Source organism: Rhodopseudomonas sp. P1 (genome assembly GCF_039642825.1).
GTDB classification, from domain to species: Bacteria; Pseudomonadota; Alphaproteobacteria; order Rhizobiales; family Xanthobacteraceae; genus Rhodopseudomonas; species Rhodopseudomonas palustris_H.
In genome coordinates, this window is sequence record NZ_CP088006.1 from 3,047,182 (window position 1) to 3,064,868 (window position 17,687).

The 17,687-nt window shown below is 65.0% G+C and carries 20 protein-coding genes; 14 read left to right on the forward strand and 6 right to left on the reverse strand.

Annotated features, from left to right (window positions below):
• Positions 1-22: 22 nt before the first annotated feature.
• Entirely contained in the window at positions 23-1,318 is a 1,296-nt protein-coding gene (locus tag LRC39_RS14155; RefSeq protein WP_346294717.1) for a hemolysin family protein, read from the forward strand.
• Complete coding sequence (locus LRC39_RS14160) at positions 1,315-1,599, forward strand: hypothetical protein (protein WP_346294718.1); 285 nt, start codon at positions 1,315-1,317, stop codon at positions 1,597-1,599. Before LRC39_RS14155 ends, LRC39_RS14160 begins: the two co-directional genes overlap by 4 nt.
• A 119-nt stretch (positions 1,600-1,718) precedes the next feature.
• Here the strand turns inward: LRC39_RS14160 and LRC39_RS14165 are convergent, their stop codons facing one another.
• Positions 1,719-2,225 carry a single-stranded DNA-binding protein gene (locus tag LRC39_RS14165; protein WP_107344726.1) on the reverse strand — a complete coding sequence of 169 codons (507 nt, stop codon included), beginning with the start codon at positions 2,223-2,225 and terminating at the stop codon, positions 1,719-1,721.
• Positions 2,226-2,758: 533 nt separating this feature from the next.
• On the opposite strand from LRC39_RS14165, the gene LRC39_RS14170 reads away from it, so the two are divergent.
• The 4 genes from LRC39_RS14170 to LRC39_RS14185 all read left to right on the forward strand — a co-directional run bounded on the left by LRC39_RS14170 (position 2,759) and on the right by LRC39_RS14185 (position 8,612).
• A complete protein-coding gene (locus tag LRC39_RS14170; protein WP_346294719.1) occupies positions 2,759-3,514 on the forward strand; it encodes an outer membrane protein in 756 nt (251 codons plus the stop codon).
• Between the two features lie 308 nt (positions 3,515-3,822).
• Entirely contained in the window at positions 3,823-6,843 is a 3,021-nt protein-coding gene (uvrA, locus tag LRC39_RS14175; RefSeq protein ID WP_346294720.1) for an excinuclease ABC subunit UvrA, read from the forward strand.
• 791 nt (positions 6,844-7,634) lie between these two features.
• On the forward strand, positions 7,635-8,321 hold the full coding sequence (locus LRC39_RS14180; RefSeq protein ID WP_346294721.1) for a hypothetical protein: 687 nt from the start codon (positions 7,635-7,637) through the stop codon (positions 8,319-8,321).
• Positions 8,322-8,402: 81 nt separating this feature from the next.
• Positions 8,403-8,612 (forward strand): hypothetical protein, encoded by a 210-nt coding sequence (locus tag LRC39_RS14185; protein WP_346294722.1) that lies wholly within the window; start codon positions 8,403-8,405, stop codon positions 8,610-8,612.
• On the opposite strand, the gene LRC39_RS14190 is transcribed toward LRC39_RS14185, so the two are convergent.
• Together LRC39_RS14190 and LRC39_RS14195 are read right to left on the reverse strand one after the other, a co-directional pair.
• Positions 8,613-8,957 (reverse strand): DUF5615 family PIN-like protein, encoded by a 345-nt coding sequence (locus LRC39_RS14190; RefSeq protein WP_346294723.1) that lies wholly within the window; start codon positions 8,955-8,957, stop codon positions 8,613-8,615.
• Positions 8,954-9,181 carry a DUF433 domain-containing protein gene (locus tag LRC39_RS14195; RefSeq protein WP_013502391.1) on the reverse strand — a complete coding sequence of 76 codons (228 nt, stop codon included), beginning with the start codon at positions 9,179-9,181 and terminating at the stop codon, positions 8,954-8,956. The genes LRC39_RS14190 and LRC39_RS14195 overlap by 4 nt, the downstream gene beginning before the upstream one ends.
• 199 nt (positions 9,182-9,380) lie before the next feature.
• On the opposite strand from LRC39_RS14195, the gene LRC39_RS14200 reads away from it, so the two are divergent.
• From LRC39_RS14200 to LRC39_RS14220, 5 genes are all read left to right on the forward strand, one after another.
• Positions 9,381-9,755 (forward strand): hypothetical protein, encoded by a 375-nt coding sequence (locus tag LRC39_RS14200; protein WP_346294724.1) that lies wholly within the window; start codon positions 9,381-9,383, stop codon positions 9,753-9,755.
• A gap of 106 nt (positions 9,756-9,861) precedes the next feature.
• A complete protein-coding gene (locus LRC39_RS14205) occupies positions 9,862-10,638 on the forward strand; it encodes an ion transporter (protein ID WP_346294725.1) in 777 nt (258 codons plus the stop codon).
• Positions 10,639-10,675: 37 nt separating this feature from the next.
• Positions 10,676-11,230: a DUF3828 domain-containing protein gene (locus tag LRC39_RS14210; protein ID WP_346294726.1), complete on the forward strand. Its 555-nt coding sequence runs from the start codon at positions 10,676-10,678 to the stop codon at positions 11,228-11,230.
• Between the two features lie 270 nt (positions 11,231-11,500).
• Positions 11,501-11,791, forward strand: a complete 291-nt coding sequence (locus tag LRC39_RS14215) for a GNAT family N-acetyltransferase (RefSeq protein ID WP_107355737.1) — start codon at positions 11,501-11,503, stop codon at positions 11,789-11,791.
• Positions 11,792-11,924: 133 nt separating this feature from the next.
• The gene (locus tag LRC39_RS14220) at positions 11,925-12,332 is read left to right on the forward strand and encodes a PaaI family thioesterase (RefSeq protein ID WP_107344732.1); all 408 of its coding nucleotides are present in this window, start codon (positions 11,925-11,927) and stop codon (positions 12,330-12,332) included.
• A gap of 69 nt (positions 12,333-12,401) precedes the next feature.
• On the opposite strand, the gene LRC39_RS14225 is transcribed toward LRC39_RS14220, so the two are convergent.
• Positions 12,402-12,812, reverse strand: coding sequence for a DUF3597 domain-containing protein (locus LRC39_RS14225; RefSeq protein WP_346294727.1), 411 nt, complete (start codon positions 12,810-12,812; stop codon positions 12,402-12,404).
• A 359-nt stretch (positions 12,813-13,171) separates the two neighbouring features.
• Between LRC39_RS14225 and LRC39_RS14230 the strand changes: the two genes are divergently transcribed.
• The 3 genes from LRC39_RS14230 (at position 13,172) to trmFO (ending at position 16,294) form a co-directional block, all read left to right on the forward strand.
• A complete protein-coding gene (locus LRC39_RS14230; protein WP_264073571.1) occupies positions 13,172-14,068 on the forward strand; it encodes a DUF2189 domain-containing protein in 897 nt (298 codons plus the stop codon).
• A gap of 499 nt (positions 14,069-14,567) precedes the next feature.
• On the forward strand, positions 14,568-14,720 hold the full coding sequence (locus tag LRC39_RS14235; RefSeq protein ID WP_012496279.1) for a DUF1127 domain-containing protein: 153 nt from the start codon (positions 14,568-14,570) through the stop codon (positions 14,718-14,720).
• A 137-nt stretch (positions 14,721-14,857) separates the two neighbouring features.
• Positions 14,858-16,294 (forward strand): methylenetetrahydrofolate--tRNA-(uracil(54)-C(5))-methyltransferase (FADH(2)-oxidizing) TrmFO, encoded by a 1,437-nt coding sequence (gene trmFO / locus LRC39_RS14240; protein ID WP_346294728.1) that lies wholly within the window; start codon positions 14,858-14,860, stop codon positions 16,292-16,294.
• A gap of 129 nt (positions 16,295-16,423) precedes the next feature.
• Here the strand turns inward: trmFO and LRC39_RS14245 are convergent, their stop codons facing one another.
• Both LRC39_RS14245 and LRC39_RS14250 read right to left on the reverse strand, forming a co-directional pair.
• The gene (locus tag LRC39_RS14245; protein ID WP_346294729.1) at positions 16,424-17,296 is read right to left on the reverse strand and encodes a phytoene/squalene synthase family protein; all 873 of its coding nucleotides are present in this window, start codon (positions 17,294-17,296) and stop codon (positions 16,424-16,426) included.
• The gene (locus LRC39_RS14250; RefSeq protein ID WP_430624893.1) at positions 17,293-17,640 is read right to left on the reverse strand and encodes an Mth938-like domain-containing protein; all 348 of its coding nucleotides are present in this window, start codon (positions 17,638-17,640) and stop codon (positions 17,293-17,295) included. Before LRC39_RS14250 ends, LRC39_RS14245 begins: the two co-directional genes overlap by 4 nt.
• Positions 17,641-17,687: the final 47 nt, after the last annotated feature.

Genomic DNA, 17,687 nt, shown 5'->3' on the forward strand with positions numbered 1-17,687 from the left:
TGCAGGGGGTCGCGCGAGCATCATGCTCTCGGTGGAATTGGCAATCGTTGTCGTCCTGATCGTCGTCAACGGTCTGCTGTCGATGTCCGAACTGGCGATCGTTTCCTCTCGCCCGGCGCGGCTCTCAATCCTGGCGCAGCGCGGCGTTCGCGGAGCCCGGCAGGCGCTCAAGCTGAGCGAAGATCCGGGCCGTTTTCTCTCGACCGTCCAGATCGGCATCACCTTGGTCGGCGTGGCGTCCGGCGCGTTCTCCGGCGCGACGCTGGGCCAGCGCCTGAGCGACTGGCTGGCAGCGACCGGCGTGCCGTTCGCCGATATCATCGGCGTCGGCCTGGTGGTGACGCTGATCACCTACGCGACGCTGATCGTCGGCGAGCTGGTGCCGAAGCAGCTTGCGCTGCGCGACCCCGAAGCCGTTGCGGTGAAGGTCGCGCCGGCCATGGCGCTGCTCGCCAAGATTTCGCTGCCGGTGGTGGTGGTGCTCGACGTCTCCGGCAAGGCAATGCTGGCGCTGCTCGGCCAGAGCGGTGAGCCCGAGGACAAGATCTCCGAAGAGGAGATCCATAGCCTGGTGCTGGAGGCTGAGACCGCCGGCGTGCTCGAGCCGGGCGAGAGGCAGATGATCGCCGGCGTGATGCGGCTCGGCGACCGCCCGGTCGGCGCGGTGATGACGCCGCGGCCGGAGGTCGACATGATCGACGTGTCCGATCCACCGGAGCTCATCCGGGCTGCCTTCGTCGAGAGCCCGCATTCGCGGCTGCCCGCGACAGACGGAGATCGCGACGACCCGATCGGCATCATCCAGGCCAAGGACGTGCTGGAGATCTATCTGCGCGGCGACACGCCGGACTTCCGCGCGCTGGTCCGCGACGCACCGGTGATCCCCGCCTCGGCTGATGCCCGCGACGCCCTGCTGATGCTGCGCAACGCCTCGGTGCATATGGGGCTGGTGTACGACGAATTCGGCGGCTTCGAGGGCGTGGTCAGCACCGCGGATATCCTGGAATCGATCGTCGGCGCGTTCAGCTCCGAAGACGGTCCGCCGGAGCCGGCGGCAGTGCGCCGCGACGACGGCTCATATCTGATCGCCGGCTGGATGCCGGTCGACGAGTTCGGCGATCTGCTCGGCATTCTGGTGCCGACGCCGCGCGATTATCACACCGTCGCCGGCCTGGTGCTGGCCCACCTCGGCGCGCTGCCGGCCGTCGGCGACAAGTTCGACTTCCAAGGGTGGCGGTTCGAAATCCTCGACCTCGATCACCGCCGGATCGACAAGATCCTGGCGAGCCGCCTGCCTGACGACGAAGCCTCGCCATGACGCCACCAGCCGCACGTGGGCGAGGCGACGCGCGCGCCCTCACCGCCGTGCGACTGCTGCACACCGCGATCTGGGCGTTCTTTGCGTCCTCGATCCTGGCGATCCCGGTGACGGTCTGGCTCGGGCAGCTGGTGGCCGCGCTGTGGCTCAGCGTCTTCGTGTGGGGCGAAGTTTTGGTGCTGGTGTTGCCGCGCTGGCTCGCCCGCTATAACCAGCGGCTGTTCGGCACGCTGTTCGCCCTCAGCCAATTCCAGCTCGGCTGGGCGCTGCTGACAGGTTGAGCCTGTCTCTCTTCGGTCCACAAACGGCGACGGCCGCCGCGATCGGGGCGCGGCGGCCGTCGGCTCGTATCCCATCCCCGCCGGGCGCGGCCGGAACGGAATGACTGAGAACGGTGGGCTTAGAACGGAATGTCGTCGTCCATGTCGCTGCGGCCGCCGCCGCTGCTAACCGGCATCGGCCGGCGTCCGCCGCCGCCGCCCGACGGTCCGCTGGAGCCGAAATCGCCGCCGGAATTGTCGTCGCCATAGCCGCCACCACCTCCACCGCCGCCGCTGCGGCCGTCGAGCATGGTCAGGTTCGAGTTGAAGTTCTGCAGTACAACCTCGGTGCTGTAGCGCTCAGCGCCGCTCTGGTCGGTCCATTTGCGTGTCTGCAGCTGGCCTTCGATGTAAACCTTCGCGCCTTTTCTCAGGTACTGCTCGGCGACTTTGCACAACCCTTCGTTGAAAATCACGACGCGGTGCCACTCGGTCTTTTCCTTGCGCTCGCCGGTGGCGCGATCGCGCCAGGACTCGGAAGTGGCAATCCGCAGGTTGGCAATCGGACGCCCGTCCTGGGTCCGCTTGATCTCCGGATCGGCACCGAGATTCCCGACCAGGATCACCTTGTTCACGCTACCCGCCATCGACGTCTCCTCTTAAAACCATACTGACTGAGCGGCTCCGCAACCGGCCGGCGACCGCCCGCCGTCCTGCTCCGCCGCTGCGGTCGCGCCCAAGCTGGCGCGAGCCGTCCCAGCCTCAAGCGATTACGCTGTCGCCGCCGCTACGCCCATACGTCCACGAGCGAAAACGCCCGTCCGATGAGATTTATCCACCGGCGCGATCTCGGCCAGTCTGTTCTATTTTTGTTCCAAAGTGAAGTGCAAATTTCAATCGCGCTGGAGCGTCCGCATGTCACCCGGCCTGCCGTGGCTGTCGGGCGACCATAGCTCGCGGTGACCCGCAATTACGCGCACCTATCTTAGGCGACCTATCCATGGTTTTAGGAATCACACTTCACTCGCGGGTGTTGCATTTCAGCGACGGCGCGTTGCTCGCATAGCGTGTATGGTCGTCACGTGGAATTTCAGAGGGGCGCTCGCGCGTCTCGGTCCGCGACGGGGGACACACCGCGGACCGAGAGCCGGTGAAGCACAGACCAACCGGGGGGATTGCAATGAAGAAATTTCTATTGGGGACTGTCGTTTTAATTGCGCTGGGCGCTGCGCCGGCGATGGCTGCCGATCTCGCGGCTCGTCCGTACACCAAGGCACCGCCGATCATTGCGGCGGTTTACGACTGGTCGGGCATTTACGTCGGCGCCAACGGCGGCTGGGGCACCAGCCGCAATTGCTGGGATTATCTCGGCACCACCGCGACTCCGGCAGTGGCACTTGGCGAGGGTTGCCACGACGCCTCGGGCGGCACGGCCGGCGGCCAGGTCGGCTACAATTGGCAGATCAGCACCTGGGTGTTCGGCGTCGAAGCACAGGGCAACTGGGCCGACTTCAAGGGCTCCAACGTCAACCTGCTCGGGGGCGGTGCGAGCACCAATCAGACCAAGGTCGACGCGTTCGGCCTGTTCACCGCTCGCGTCGGCTACGCCTGGAGCAACGCTTTGCTCTACGTGAAGGGCGGTGCTGCGGTCACCAGCGACAAGTACACCCGGTTCATCACCGCGACCGGCGCTTTCAACGACGATGCCAGCGAGACCCGCTGGGGTGCGACCGTCGGCACCGGCCTCGAATACGGCTTCACCCCGAACTGGTCGTTCGCCGTCGAATACGACCACCTGTTCATGGGCGGCCGCGACCTCACCTTCTCGCCGGTCGCCGCCAACGTAACCAACGTCTCCCACATCAAGCAGGACGTCGACGTCGTCACCGCCCGCATCAACTATCGCTGGGGCGGCCCGATCGTGGCGCGCTACTGAGCTTCGCGGCGGCTGATTTCAATCGCGCTTGCGGAAGGCCGGCCTCGCGTCGGCCTTTTTGCGTTCGGACCGATACAGCAGCCCCACGTCGGCCGCGGCGGACCGCGGAGAAGCGATCGCCCCGGCTCGGCCTGAGCGGAACCAGCCGCCTCACCGTTATCGCCAACAATCCGGTTGATGGAGGCGCCCAGCCTCTGGCAATCGCGTCGCGTTCTTCCTATGTTCCAGGCTCAGCCCCAACCGGCGCCAGCCCCGGACGCTCCGGCGCGCGCCCCAACCGGCGCGTTGTCGCGCGTCTGGACACCCGCATGGACGAAGTGATCAAGGCCAAGCGTCAGACCCCCGCGGCCTCGAGCCGAACCGCCATCACCATTCGCGGCGCCCGCGAGCACAATCTCAAGAACGTCGACGTCACCATCCCGCGCGACAAGCTGGTGGTGTTCACCGGCCTGTCCGGCTCCGGCAAGTCGTCGCTGGCGTTCGACACCATCTATGCCGAGGGCCAGCGCCGCTACGTCGAGTCGCTTTCGGCCTATGCGCGGCAATTCCTTGAGATGATGCAGAAGCCGGACGTCGACCAGATCGACGGCCTGTCGCCGGCAATCTCGATCGAACAGAAGACCACCTCCAAGAACCCGCGCTCGACCGTCGGCACCGTCACCGAGATCTACGACTACATGCGTCTGCTCTGGGCGCGCGTCGGCGTGCCCTACTCGCCCGCGACCGGCCTGCCGATCGAAAGCCAGACGGTGTCGCAGATGGTCGACCGCGTGCTGGCGCTGCCGGAAGGCACCCGGCTGTATCTGCTGGCGCCGGTGGTCCGCGGCCGCAAGGGCGAGTACCGCAAGGAGCTGGCCGACTGGCTGAAAAAGGGCTTCCAGCGGGTCAAGATCGACGGCGCGTTTCACGAGCTCGCCGAGGCGCCGACGCTCGACAAGAAATTCCCGCACGACATTGACGTCGTGGTCGACCGCATCGTGGTCCGTCCCGACATCGGCCAGCGCCTCGCCGAGAGCTTTGAGACCGCGCTGAAGCTTGCCGAGGGGCTGGCGGTGATCGAGTTTGCGGACGCGCCCGCCGCCCCGCCGGCGGCTGAGCCCGGCCATGACGACGTCGAAGGCAAAAAGAAAAAGGCCGACAAGAAGGTCGCAAAGATCCACGACAAGAGCGGTGCCGAACGCATCCTGTTCTCGGAGAAGTTCGCCTGCCCGGTGTCCGGCTTCACCATTCCGGAGATCGAGCCCAGGCTATTCTCGTTCAACAACCCGTACGGCGCCTGCCCGGAATGCGGCGGCCTCGGCATCGAGCAGCACATCGACGCCGATCTCGTGGTGCCCGACAAGGAGCTCAGCTTGCGCAAGGGCGCGATCGCGCCCTGGGCGAAGTCGTCCTCGCCATACTACCTGCAGACGCTGACCGCGCTCGGCAAGCACTACAAGTTTACGCTCGACACCAAGTGGAAGGACCTGACCAAGAAGGTCCAGAACGTGCTGCTGCACGGCTCCGGCGACGACGAAATCAAATTCTCCTACGAAGACGGCGTCCGCTCCTACGACACCAAGAAACCATTCGAGGGCGTCGTCACCAATATCGAGCGCCGATTCCGCGAGACCGAGAGCGAGTGGGCGCGCGAGGAGCTCGGCAAGTACTTCTCCGACGTGCCGTGCGACGCCTGCCACGGCCATCGCCTCAAGCCCGAGGCGCTGTGCGTCAAGATCGGCGGCAAGCATATCGGCGAAGTCTCCGAGCTGTCGGTCAAGGCGGCCGGCGACTGGTTCGCCAAGGTGCCGGACGTGCTCAACAAGCAGCAGAGCGAGATCGCCGTCCGCATCCTCAAAGAGATCCGCGACCGCCTCAGCTTCCTGCTCGACGTCGGCCTCAATTATCTGACGCTGTCGCGCTCGTCCGGCACATTGAGCGGCGGCGAAAGCCAGCGCATCCGCCTCGCCTCGCAGATCGGCAGCGGCCTCACCGGCGTGCTCTACGTGCTCGACGAGCCGTCGATCGGCCTGCACCAGCGCGACAACGCCCGGCTGCTCGATACCCTCAAGCGGCTGCGCGATCTCGGCAACACCGTGATCGTCGTCGAGCACGACGAGGACGCCATCCGCCTCGCCGATTACGTGCTCGACATCGGCCCCGGCGCTGGCGTCCATGGCGGCCACATCGTCGCGCAGGGCACGCCCGCCGAGATCATGCGCAATCCGAAGTCGCTGACCGGCAAATATCTCACCGGCGAACTTGACGTGCCGGTGCCGGAGCGGCGGCCCCCGAACCATCGCCGCACCATCAAGCTGGTCAATGCTCGCGGCAACAATCTGAAGAACGTCACCGCCGAGATTCCGCTCGGCCTGTTCACCTGCGTCACCGGTGTCTCCGGCGGCGGCAAGTCGACGCTACTGATCGACACGCTGTATCGCGCGATCGCCCGCAAGCTGAACAACGCCTCCGAGCCGCCGGCCCCGCACGACCGCATCGAAGGCCTCGAGCACATCGACAAGATCATCGACATCGATCAGTCGCCGATCGGCCGCACCCCGCGCTCGAACCCCGCGACCTACACCGGCGCGTTCACGCCGATCCGCGAGTGGTTCGCCGGCCTGCCGGAATCCAAGGCGCGCGGCTACGAGCCCGGCCGGTTCTCGTTCAACGTCAAGGGCGGCCGCTGCGAGGCCTGCCAGGGCGACGGCGTCATCAAGATCGAGATGCACTTCCTGCCCGACGTCTACGTCACCTGCGACGTCTGCAAAGGCAAGCGCTACAACCGCGAGACGCTCGACGTACTGTTCAAAGGCAAGTCGATCGCCGACGTGCTCGACATGACGGTCGAGGAAGCCGCCGAGTTCTTCAAAGCGGTGCCGCGCGTCCGCGAAACCTTCAAGACGCTGCAGCGTGTCGGCCTCGACTACATCCATGTCGGCCAGCAGGCCACCACGCTGTCCGGCGGCGAAGCCCAGCGCGTCAAGCTCGCTAAGGAACTCAGCAAGCGCGCCACCGGCCGCACGCTTTACATCCTCGACGAGCCCACGACCGGGCTACATTTTCACGACGTCGCCAAGCTGCTCGAAGTGCTGCACGAGCTCGTCGCACAGGGCAACACCGTGGTGGTGATCGAGCACAATCTCGAAGTCATCAAGACCGCCGACTGGGTCATCGACCTCGGCCCCGAAGGCGGCGACGGCGGCGGCGAAATCGTCGCCTGGGGCCCGCCCGAAGATATCGTCAAGGCGCCGCGCAGCTACACGGGGAAGTTCCTGAAGCCGGTGCTGGAGAAGAAGCCGCCGGTGAAGGCGGCGCGGAAAAGGAAGGCGGACGAGGCGGCGGAGTAATTTGAAGAGGGTCTTATGGCCTGCAACGGATATCACCATTCATCAGATTGCAGATGTAATTTTAGAGGCGGACATCAGCGCTTCAACCCACCCGAGTGGCACGGATGGGTCCCAAGGACAGCGCGGAGAGCCTTAAAGGGACCGACTGCACGGTGCCCGGAATGCCGCGCACCAGTCTATTTTATTCGCGGGCGACATGGCGGCGGCGCATACTTCAACCAACTTGGCCCTCCTTGGCCTAAGCATGCATGCACTGACAACTCGAAGAAGTACTCGGTATATTCACGATCGGGCAGACCAAAGCTTCGCGTGAAGCCCGGGCGTTTCGAGACGGATCGATGGCTGCCGTTTATTGTCAGACACGTTGAGAAGCTTGGGGTTGGAACTGTCGTTCACGGCCATATTCTAGATATTCCCGTGGTAGAGCACCTTGGGACTTTGACCATCGATTGCGATCCAGACTCGTTTCGGCCTGTTTATTTCCGCACAGAAACGATCGATGCTGCTACCGCAGAGCTGAACTATTTTCCTGTCGGGCTGAATGAGCCAATTTCATGCGTTCTGCACAGAGACTGCGTGAATGGGTTCGATTTGATCCTCAAATGTAAGAACGCATCCACTACAAATGATGTCCAAGGCGACTAAAATGATAGTGGCAATCGTCCGCGCCATTCCTGCGGACTACAGGCGGCAGCCCGGGTGAGCCAAGCGACCGGTGGGCTTGAGCTGAGGCCGGACCCGAATTGCCTTAAGGCAATGACAGGATCGGTGGCCTAACCTAAGGAGGCTTTATGCAAAACACCTGGACGATCGTTGTCACTGCCGCAGTTAGCGTTGTCGCTACTCTTGGAACGACTTGGTTCGGCCACTGGCTCGGCTTGCTAAAGGACCGCACTCTCCGGGTCGAAGAATTGGAGCGCAATGCACGCTACATCGCCATTAGAGTCGTTTGCATTCTAGACCCATTCGTTAGCGGTTGCGTAGAGGTCGCTCACGATGAAGGGGTACCAAGTCCACCAGAGGGCGAGTTTGTGTCGAACACATCGCTTCCCAAGCTGATCCCGCCGGACGATGTCGACTGGCGCGCTGTCGATACGGAACTGATGTACCGGATATTGACGATGCCGAATGAAATTGTCGTAGCCAACCAAACTATCAGCTTCGTGGCGTCGGAGATCTCGAATCCACCAGATCATTCAGAATATTTCTGGGAGCGTTCTATCCAATACGCTCGGTTGGGCTTGGTAGCGCTGCAACTAGCGAATGATTTACGAACTCGGTACAGTATTCAAGGGCAAGACATCGGAAATCGGAAGCCGCGTGAAATATTAGAACAGCGATTATCGCATATCGAGAAGGTAAAGGCAGAATACGAGGCTCGCGAAGCGGAATGGACGGCGAAGATGTTTGAGGGTTGCAAGGTGCATCAGATGGCAGCAAGCGTAGCCCGGGTGAGCGAAGCGATACCCGGGACCTGAGCGCTCCCGCATATCGCTTCGCTCATGCGGGTTACAGGTCGCCCTCTCAGATTGTGGGAGCTCTTCACGAGGACCGTCGTGATGCCCCGGACACGGCTCGAATTCATCCATGAAGGCCGCTACGCAGCCGAAGTCACTGTCGCGCGCGGCGAGGAAGGCGCGTGGGCGCCCTACCTTTCGCCGGACGACGTACGTAGGCTTGAGGCGGTTCGATCGGCCCTGCGACGCGGCGACCTGGCCGAGGCGGCAAAGTACGGCCGCATTTTCGAACTGAAGCCGATCTCGACCTGATCAGCGACGAGCCGACACCTCGATCACCGCTTCTTGTCGTGTGATCGCGGCGAGGATCGCGGGCAGCGCACCGGTGACCAGTTCGATCAGGTCGCGATTGCTCGCATTCCCCGATCTGATCCAGACCACCGTAGGCCCACTGTCGGTAGCAGCACGTAGCATCAGAAAGTCCCGGTCTTTGGTCACCAGGGCCGCCGACTTAGCAATTGCCGCTCGCCAAATCTGATGATCGGTCCCGGAAAGTAAGCCGATATCTGCCACGTGAACGGCGTCGAAACCGGCACGCCTGAACGCCTCCGCCAACGCCGGCGGAAGTTGGGCATCGATTATGAAGCGCGGGCTCATTCCGCCGCGATGATGGGGTGATCCGCCTGCTTTGCTGCAAAGGCCAGCACCGCGTCGATATCCGCGTCTTCCAGATACGGATAGTCGTGCAGGACATCGTCGCGCGACGCTCCCGACGAGAGCTGCGCCAATACGTCGGAGACGCTGATCCGCATGCCGCGAATGCAGGGGCGGCCGTGGAGCACATTCGGATCAATCGTGATGCGTGCGAGCAGGTCTGACATCGGTGATCTCCTCGTAAATCCTAGCATTCACGGTGCCCATTGTCAGCCAGCGGAGCGCGGTTGCGCGAGGCGCAAGCCGGGGCGGGCGGATCATTCATAGAGCCCCGCATTCCGCTTCGCTTCATGCGGGCTACGGCGCATCGCTCCCCCTACCCGAATGTGTCTCGCCCTCCCGCCTCCTCCCGTCTACACTCCCCTCATGCTCCGCCTCACCTCCCTCACGCTCGCCGCCGCTCTCGCCCTGCTCCCCGCCGCCGCCTCGGCCGCTTCGCACAAGAAGCACGCCAAGCGGGCGCAGGGGTATGGCTTCCTGCCCGGCTATGTGCAGCCGCCGAACAATGCTGTGCCGCTGTACATGCAGAAGCTGTCGCCGGCGCAGCGCGCGCTGCTGCGGCCAAAGCGGCCATGGTACATCGACCCGACACCGGACTATTATCGCTGGAACGGCCCCTGGAGCGGCGAATGGCGCTATCTCGGCCGCGCCGGCTTCTATCGCGGCCGCTACAATGGCGGCAGCTTCGGGCCGTGCTGGACCCAGACGCCAATCGGGCCGGTCTGGAATTGCGGGAAGTAAAGCACTCCGTCGTCCTCATCCTGCACGCAGTGTAATTGGGCGTCGCCGATCCGTTGGCCACTCCGCCCCATTGCCTTCACCGCCCCTCCAAGGCCAATAATCGGCCATGACGCTGCACGATGTCCGACTCGCCGTTCGGCGGCTGTACGACGGCGCGACGCCGCGTGGGGTGGCGTTCCGCTACGGCCTGCTGGCGTTCGACGTCGTCACCATCCTGTTCATCGTCGGCACGTCGTTTCTGCCGCCCAACCCGATCGTCGAGGCGCTCGATACCGGGTTCGGCGTGCTGATCCTGGTCGACTTCCTGGCGCGACTCTATGCCAGCCGCAGGCCGATGCGGGAATTCGGCCGGCTCGCGACCTGGACCGACCTGGTGGCGATCGGCTCGTTCCTGGCGCCGCTGCCCGGCGAGGGCGCCGGCTTCCTGCGCATCCTGCGCACGCTGCGCGCGTTCCAGGACTATCAGATGCTGACCCGGCTGCGCAGCGACAGCGCCTTCTTCCGTCACCACGAGGAGGTGGTGATCGCGGTGGCGCGGCTGGCGGTGTTCATCTTCGTGATGACGGCGATCGTGTTCGAGACCCAGCGGTTCAGCAATCCGCAGATCGCCAACTACGCGGACGCGCTGTACTTCACCGTTACCGCGCTGACCACCACCGGGTTCGGCGACATCACCCTGCCCGGCACGTTGGGGCGAATGATCAGCGTCGTGATCATGATCTTCGGTGTCACGCTGTTCTTCAATCTGGCGCGGGCGCTGATCAGCCCGAACAAGGTGCGCTTCCCCTGCCCGGTGTGCGGGCTGCAGCGCCACGATGCCGACGCGGTGCATTGCAAGGCGTGCGGCACCGTGCTGAATATTCCGGATGAGGGCCGCGACTGAGCCGGTGCCGCGATCCTCGCTGCCGACAGGACCCGCCATGCTTACCCGCCGCTCCGCCTTCGCTTCACTCGCCTGCCTCGCCGCCACTATTGCCCTGCCCGCTGCCGCGCTTGCGCAGGCTCCGGCCCAGCCGGCCGTCGCGTCTGCCACCAAACCGGCCACGGCCGATCCCGCGGCCCTGCTGACGCGGCTCTATAAGGCGGCCGCCAAGGACAATGCCGGCGGCGCCTTCGTCAACAACGCCAAGGAGCGCGGCAAGTATCTGTCGAAGTCTCTGGCGGCGCTGTGGAACAAGGCCGAGGCCAAGGTGCCACAGGGCGAGATCGGGCCGATCGATTTCGATCCCGTGAGCAATTCGCAGGACCCGGACATCAAATCGTTCGTCATCAAGACCGAGAGCCAGGACGACGCGCGCGCGACGCTGGCGGTGGCGCTGATCGGCAGTCAGTCGCGCAAGGTCGCCGCCGACGGCGTGATCCGTTACGAGCTGGTGCGCGACGGCACGTCATGGCGGATCGACGACATCCGCGGCAGTGTCGACGGTCAGGCGTGGTCTTTGCGGCAGATGCTCGAGGCGTCGCTGAAGAACTAATCGAAGCTGCCGGCGTTGCAGCTCCGCGCCATCACGATCCTGGTGCGGTGACGCACGCACCTGAACGCCGTCGCCTCCGGGATTGTCCGGGTTGCGCGGCGCAGCGCGGTGTGGCCTTACCCTCCACACCAATCCATCGTGGCCTGCGTCGCAACGACGCCGCGCTTGCCACCTCGCCGTCCCCTTGATTTCAACGGGGCCGGCATCACCTTGACAGCCAACGGCACACGGCTCCTGCCGCGCGCCGGACATTGAACACGAGGAGACGCTATGAGCGGGACCACAGCCGCGGCCAACGTGCGCGACAACAAGGCGCTGAACCGCTTCGAACTCGACGCCCATGGCGAGGTTGCATTCGCGAATTATCGCCGCACCGGCGGCCGCGTCGTCATCACCCACACCGAGACCCCGCCGCCACTGCGCGGCCGCGGCATCGCCTCCAATCTGGTGCGCGGCGCGCTCGATCTGATCCGCGCCGAAGGCGCCAAGGTCAGCGCCGGCTGCGGCTTCGTCGCCGACTATCTCGACGCTCACCCGGAATACGCCGACCTCACGGCGTGAGGACTTGGCCGGACCGTTTGCTACGGTCCGGCGATTGCCCGCCGCCGCGCGCTGTGGCATCGGTTCCACCGCGCGCGGCCCGCCGGTCCAATCCTGTGATCTCCTGCGGCCGCGCTCCGCGCAGGAGCCGCCCATGACCGTGTCACCGCCGCCGGGCTTTCAACCGTTCGCCGTTCAGGATGGCTATATCGGCACCAACGGCCCGTATTACTGGCGGCAGAGCGGCGACAGCCAGCCGGAGTTCGGCTTCCTCAGCGACGATCGCCACGGCAATCCCAACGGCGTGCTGCACGGCGGCGCGCTGCTCGGCTTCCTCGATACCATTCTGGGATTCTCGGTGGTGCTGGCGGGCCAGCGGCGCTGCGCGACGGTGTCGCTCGACAGCCGCTTCATCGCCACCATCGAGCCGGGCGGATGGATCACCGGCCGCACCACCATGAAGAAGCTGTCGCGCAGCCTCGCCTTCATCGACGCCGAAGCACTCGCCGGTGACAAGCTGCTGGTGACCACAAGCGCTGTGTTTCGGATCTTCGAGTCATAACGCATCCGGCGCGGCCATGCCGTGCCGCGACCGAGCGGCACGGCTGACCAACCAAGATGGCGTGTGGGATCAGTGCTTGATCTCGGGCGGCAGCTTGCCGCCGTTGGCGACCAGCTTGCTCATCACCTGCTTGTGCAGCCAGATGTTCATCGACGCCGAGTCATTCATGTCGCCGCTATAGCCGAGCTCCTTGGCGAGCTCCTTGCGGGCCGACAGGCTGGAGTCGATATCGAGCGCCTTCATCAGATCGACGATCGAAGTCCGCCATTCCAGCTTCTCGCCTTTGGCTTTGACGGCCTTGTCGAGGATCGGCGCAACATCGACCGACGGTGCGGCCGTCGGCTGCGGTGCAGTCGGCGCCGGCGCGGTGCCTGCGCCAGCGGTCGTTGCCGGTGCCGGCGCTGGCGCGGCTGCGCCACCTGGCTCCGCAGCGGCACTATCGCCGAAAATCGCGCTCATGATCTTGCCGAAAATGCTCATGCTGTCTCACCCCTGTTGCGATGCCACGCACCGTCCGCATCAACAGCGCTGAGGCATCTGGGTTCCGCGCGCGGATCAGCCTGCGGCACATGCCAGCACGATGGAGCGCACGCGCAGCGATCCGTCGATTAGTTCGCATTGCAGCATCGACGCTCACCAAAGCTTGAGCAACGACCGGAGCTGAGCGGCGTTAGGATACCTTCACAGGTCGCGGCAAGCTCGGGTCACAGGACCAGTTCGTTCGTTGCTCTCGCGTCTGGCTCCTTCTGATCGTTCGTCTCCGCGCAAGAAGCGCCCGGCCCGCCGTTTTGGCGTAACGGCCGGTGATCACCACTGTCGAACATGGGAGGACGCTACGCATGGCTACGACCTATTCTTCTGCTCCGTCCGCCATCGCTGCGGACGAGGCCGCCCCCGCAGTCCACCGCATCGGCTTTGCCGATCTCGGCGCCGCGCTCCGGCAAGGCTGGGAGGACTTCAAGGCGGTGCCGAGCCACGCCGTGATGCTGGTGCTGATCTATCCGGTGCTGGGCCTGGTGCTGGCGCGGCTGGTGCAAGGCTACGCGGTGCTGCCGTTGCTGTTTCCGCTCGCTGCCGGCTTCGCGCTGCTTGGCCCGTTCGCCGCGCTCGGTCTGTATGAGCTGAGCCGGCGCCGCGAACTTGGCGAACCGGCCTTCGCATCGGATGCCTTGGCGGTGCTGCGGTCACCCTCGCTCGGCGCAATGCTCGGCTTCGGCGCGATCCTGCTGGCGCTGTTTCTGGTGTGGCTCGCGGCGGCGCAGGCGATCTACGTCGCGCTGTTCGGCTATGCGCCGGCGGCTGCGATCCCCGACTTCGCTCGGCGCGTGCTGACCACGCCGGAAGGCTGGAGCCTGATCCTGGTCGGCTGCGGCGTCGGATTCCTGTTTGCCCTGGCGGCGCTGTGCCTCAGCGTGGTGGCGTTCCCGATGATGCTGGACCGGCATGCCGGGATCGGCGACGCGATGGCCACCTCGCTCCGGGTGGTCGCGGTCAACCCGCTGCCGATCGCCGCCTGGGGCGTCATCGTCGCGCTGCTGCTGGTGGTGGGCTCGGTGCCGGCCTTCCTCGGGCTCGCGGTGGTGATCCCGCTGCTCGGCCATGCCACCTGGCATCTGTACCGCAAGGCGGTCGAGCCGAACCCCAATCCGCCTCGGTTGCCCCCGCCCAGCCCGCTCAAGCGGTCGGCCGCTGATTTCCCGGCCAACCTGCTGCAATGGAAGCGCAACGGGACCTGAGCCGACTCATCGGCAAGCTCCCCACCTCGGCCGCCGATCGTTCTCAGAGGTCGGCGGCCGTTTTGTGCATTGCGGCAGATCAAATCCCTTGATTCGCCATGAATACTCATTCACGACCTCCGTATTTATGCGTATAATGCATGGGACCGGACCAGATTGTCCGAAGGTCTTAACCCGGACGGCGGAGCTGACCGGCACTAGAATTCCGGTGAGATGGCCTCTCTGGCGGAAAGCGGAGCAAGATTGCGCTGAAATTGCACTATATTTCAGCTCGGAAGCCCCCGAGAGGCGAGATCAGCTGGTCCCCCGCTCCAAGCTGCGAGCAGATCTCGGAGGCCGAGCCGGCGCAGAAGGGTTAATCATTCCTTCCCGACGGTATGCATCCACGGATTAGCTGCGGTGCAGCATTTACGCTGCTGGATTCCCGACTCGTCGCCTATATTCCTCTCGACGCTTCGGTTCTTCCGAAGAACTGAATCGTGGACAAGGAGACCATCCCATGCTGCTTTCGCTCATCCGCGCGATCCGCGCGTTCCGGGACTACCAGCGCAACGTCGCTGAGCTGTCCCAGCTCAGCGATCGCGAACTGGCCGACATCGGACTTGACCGTTCGGACATCCCGCGCGTCGCTTCGGGTCACTACAACGGCTGACCCGACCGCCTGTTTCTGCCTTCTACGGCCAACGCCCGCCTCCTGGCGGGCGTTGTCGTTTGTGGAGAAGAGTCGAGCAGTTTCGCAGCGTCGCAAACGGGATTTGACCCACGACCGAAACAAGCTAGCTGTAGCCGATGACCAGCAGCATCCCCTCCGCCTCACCCGTCGTTCACGTCATCGGCGCCGGCCTCGCCGGCTCGGAAGCCGCTTGGCAAATCGCCCGCGCAGGGGTGCGTGTCGTGCTGCATGAGATGCGGCCGGTCCGTACCACTGAGGCCCACAAGACCGATGGCCTTGCCGAGCTGGTGTGCTCGAATTCGTTCCGCTCCGACGATGCCGCCAACAACGCGGTCGGGCTGCTGCATGCCGAGATGCGCAAGCTCGGCTCGTTGATCATGCAGGCGGCCGACGCCAACCAGGTGCCGGCTGGCGGCGCGCTGGCAGTCGACCGCGATGGCTTTTCGTCCGCGGTCACCAAGGCGCTGGCGGAGCATCCGCTGATCGAGATCTGCCGCGAAGAGATCGATGGCCTGCCGCCGGAGGAATGGGCCAGCGTTGTGGTCGCGACCGGCCCGCTGACGTCGGCGCCGCTAGCCGACGCGATCCGCGGCCTCACCGACGAGACTGCGCTGGCGTTCTTCGACGCGATCGCGCCGATCGTGCATCGCGACTCGATCGACATGTCGGTGGCGTGGTTTCAGTCGCGCTACGACAAGGTCGGCCCCGGGGGCACCGGCGCCGACTATCTGAATTGCCCGATGACCCGCGAGCAGTACGACGCCTTCGTCGACGCATTGATCGAGGGCGAGAAGGTCGACTTCAAGGACTGGGAAAAGGACACGCCGTATTTCGACGGCTGCCTGCCGATCGAAGTAATGGCCGAGCGCGGCCGCGAGACGCTGCGGCATGGCCCGATGAAGCCGGTCGGCCTGACCAACCCACACAACCCGACGGTCAAACCCTACGCCATCGTGCAGCTTCGGCAGGACAACAAGCTAGGCACGCTGTACAACATGGTCGGCTTCCAGACCAAGTTGAAGCACGGCGCGCAACTGCGTGTTTTCCGTACCATCCCGGGACTCGAAAATGCTGAGTTTGCAAGGCTTGGCGGCCTGCATCGCAACACGTTTCTGAACTCGCCGAAACTGCTCGACGAAAGCCTCCGGCTGCGCGCGGCGCCACGGCTGCGGTTCGCCGGTCAGATGACCGGATGCGAGGGCTACGTCGAATCCGCCAGCGTCGGGTTGTTCGCCGGCCTGGCCGCAGCGGCCGATGTGCTCGGAGCACCGCTGGCGCCGCCGCCGCCGACCACGGCGCTCGGCGCCCTGCTCGGCCACATCACCGGCGGCCACATCGAAACCATCGATGCCGGCCCGCGCTCGTTTCAGCCGATGAATATCAACTTCGGCCTGTTCCCGCCGCTCGCCAACCCGCCGACCAAGGGCCCGGACGGCAAGCGCCTGCGCGGTCCGGAGAAGTCGGTCGCCAAGAAGCAGGCCCTTAGCGCCCGCGCCCTCGCCGACATCGACAGCTGGATCGCCGCGCACCTGAAGCTGCCGAAGGCGGCGTGAGCGCGGGCGTTCGAAGCAATCGAAATCCCATCCTCGTCATTGCGAGCGAAGCGAAGCAATCCAGAGCTCCATGCACAGTGCTGGATTGCTTCGTCGCTTCGCTCCTCGCAATGACGCGGAGAGGTCCCGTTACATGCGAAGCGCTTTGCTCCGGCTCGCTCGCCACAGCGTCCATAACGTCGCCAGGCGCGAGCGCTCGAATGGCGTGAACGGATCGCGTTCTGGGGAGGCCAGCCGGTCGAGATCGCGGCGCGCCAGCGCCAGCGGCAGAAAGGCGGGGCGCACCGCCGCCGGCAGCTCGGTCAGCTCCTGCAGCGCCTGACCGAGCTGCTTGCGGGCTTCCGCGATGACGTCGGCCAGCGCGGCTTTCAGCGCCGGGCCCGATTGGCCGCCGAACACCTGCTCCAAGTCGCAGCCGTGCCGCTGCAGCACGTCGTTCGGCAGATAGAGTTGGCGACGGGCGGAATCATAAGGCAGCCGCGCCACGATGCGCGCGACTCCAACCACGACGCCGGCGTGCCGTGCAATGTGATCGATCGCTTCGGCATTCTGCCCGTTAGTCTGCCCAAGACCCCGCGCTCCGAGCGCAAGAAGCGCCCCGTCGGTCTCCGCCAGATGCGGCTCAAGCACGGTCCAGTCGGGCATCGGGTCGTTATAGAGGTCGAAGATGTGCGCCTCGATCAGCCGCGTCAGCGGTTCGATCGGCAGCCCGTGCTCGGCGATCGCCCGGGTCAGCTCGGCCGCGACCGGATTGCCTTCGGCGCCGCCATGTGCCGACCCGGCAAGCAGATCGGTCCACCATTGCAGCCGGAGCTCGCCGGGCAGCGGCTGGCTGACCTGACTGCGAACCCGCACGATCTCGGCGTTGAAGGCAGCGAGCGCCAGCAGCGAGCGGCGTTTCTCGGGTGGGACGAACAGCGTCGCCGCATAGCGGTCGAAGTCGGCCTCGCGCACCAAATTGGCGCAGAACGCAGCAGCGCCGTTGTCGGCCGTCTCGCTCATGGCACCGCGATCAGCGCAGCGGCGACCCGCCGCCGCTCGCCGATCATGATGTTGTAGGTGCGGATCGCCGGACCGGTCTGCATGGTGTCGAGCACGATGTTGACGCCGCGCAGCGCCTCGCGCAGCTGCCGCGGCGCGATCCACACATCGGCGCCGGTACCAACGATCAGCGTGTCGATCGCGTTGGCGTTGTCGAACACGCGCTGCAGACTGTAGCGGTCGATCTGCTCCGGCTTGGTCACGTCCCAGCCCCACACCGCATCGGGCAGGAACAGCAGCGAGCCCTGATGCGACATGTCGGCAAAGTAAAACCCGCCTTTGCCATAGGCATCGATCGCGGCCATGCGAGGAAAGTGCGGAAACTCGGAGCGCTGCGCCACGAGCTAGCGTC

Bases quoted from the DNA above. Each gene is read 5' to 3' on its own strand.
- LRC39_RS14225 (WP_346294727.1), bottom strand. From the start codon at position 12,812: ATGAGCATTTTCGGCAAGATCATGAGCGCGATTTTCGGCGATAGTGCC.
- LRC39_RS14165 (WP_107344726.1), bottom strand. From the start codon at position 2,225: ATGGCGGGTAGCGTGAACAAGGTGATCCTGGTCGGGAATCTCGGTGCC.
- LRC39_RS14250 (WP_430624893.1), bottom strand. From the start codon at position 17,640: ATGGCCGCGATCGATGCCTATGGCAAAGGCGGGTTTTACTTTGCCGAC.
- trmFO (WP_346294728.1), top strand. From the start codon at position 14,858: ATGACCAGCAGCATCCCCTCCGCCTCACCCGTCGTTCACGTCATCGGC.
- uvrA (WP_346294720.1), top strand. From the start codon at position 3,823: ATGGACGAAGTGATCAAGGCCAAGCGTCAGACCCCCGCGGCCTCGAGC.
- LRC39_RS14210 (WP_346294726.1), top strand. From the start codon at position 10,676: ATGCTTACCCGCCGCTCCGCCTTCGCTTCACTCGCCTGCCTCGCCGCC.
- LRC39_RS14170 (WP_346294719.1), top strand. From the start codon at position 2,759: ATGAAGAAATTTCTATTGGGGACTGTCGTTTTAATTGCGCTGGGCGCT.
- LRC39_RS14185 (WP_346294722.1), top strand. From the start codon at position 8,403: ATGCCCCGGACACGGCTCGAATTCATCCATGAAGGCCGCTACGCAGCC.
- LRC39_RS14195 (WP_013502391.1), bottom strand. From the start codon at position 9,181: ATGTCAGACCTGCTCGCACGCATCACGATTGATCCGAATGTGCTCCAC.
- LRC39_RS14215 (WP_107355737.1), top strand. From the start codon at position 11,501: ATGAGCGGGACCACAGCCGCGGCCAACGTGCGCGACAACAAGGCGCTG.
- LRC39_RS14180 (WP_346294721.1), top strand. From the start codon at position 7,635: ATGCAAAACACCTGGACGATCGTTGTCACTGCCGCAGTTAGCGTTGTC.
- LRC39_RS14200 (WP_346294724.1), top strand. From the start codon at position 9,381: ATGCTCCGCCTCACCTCCCTCACGCTCGCCGCCGCTCTCGCCCTGCTC.
- LRC39_RS14230 (WP_264073571.1), top strand. From the start codon at position 13,172: ATGGCTACGACCTATTCTTCTGCTCCGTCCGCCATCGCTGCGGACGAG.
- LRC39_RS14220 (WP_107344732.1), top strand. From the start codon at position 11,925: ATGACCGTGTCACCGCCGCCGGGCTTTCAACCGTTCGCCGTTCAGGAT.
- LRC39_RS14245 (WP_346294729.1), bottom strand. From the start codon at position 17,296: ATGAGCGAGACGGCCGACAACGGCGCTGCTGCGTTCTGCGCCAATTTG.
- LRC39_RS14155 (WP_346294717.1), top strand. From the start codon at position 23: ATGCTCTCGGTGGAATTGGCAATCGTTGTCGTCCTGATCGTCGTCAAC.
- LRC39_RS14235 (WP_012496279.1), top strand. From the start codon at position 14,568: ATGCTGCTTTCGCTCATCCGCGCGATCCGCGCGTTCCGGGACTACCAG.
- LRC39_RS14160 (WP_346294718.1), top strand. From the start codon at position 1,315: ATGACGCCACCAGCCGCACGTGGGCGAGGCGACGCGCGCGCCCTCACC.
- LRC39_RS14205 (WP_346294725.1), top strand. From the start codon at position 9,862: ATGACGCTGCACGATGTCCGACTCGCCGTTCGGCGGCTGTACGACGGC.
- LRC39_RS14190 (WP_346294723.1), bottom strand. From the start codon at position 8,957: ATGAGCCCGCGCTTCATAATCGATGCCCAACTTCCGCCGGCGTTGGCG.